Raw genomic sequence first — 292 nt, 5'->3', positions numbered from 1 at the left:
ATATCGGCGTTAGTCCCGTCCTTCATCGACTCCTAGTGTCAAGGCATCCACCGTGCGCCCTTTCTAACTTAACCAAACTAAAATTAAAAAAATATGAGCTACACTGTTATCTAGTTTTCAAAGAACATACATTTAAACTTGAGAGATAGTTCTCTCAAAACTGAACGAAACAAAACAAGTCAACGTTTATTGATGAACTGCGTTCATCAATTCTCCATAGAAAGGAGGTGATCCAGCCGCACCTTCCGATACGGCTACCTTGTTACGACTTCACCCCAATCATCTGTCCCAC

The 292-nt window shown here is 41.4% G+C and carries 1 rRNA gene; it reads right to left on the bottom strand.

Annotated features, from left to right (window positions below):
- Nucleotides 1–220: 220 nt before the first annotated feature.
- Nucleotides 221–292, bottom strand: a 16S ribosomal RNA gene (locus MR155_RS31690); the annotation flags it as partial.

It is taken from the genome of Bacillus cereus group sp. BfR-BA-01331, from assembly GCF_022663915.1.
In the GTDB taxonomy this organism is placed as follows: domain Bacteria; phylum Bacillota; class Bacilli; order Bacillales; family Bacillaceae_G; genus Bacillus_A; species Bacillus_A mycoides.
This window is presented reverse-complemented; position numbering and strand designations above follow the sequence as displayed.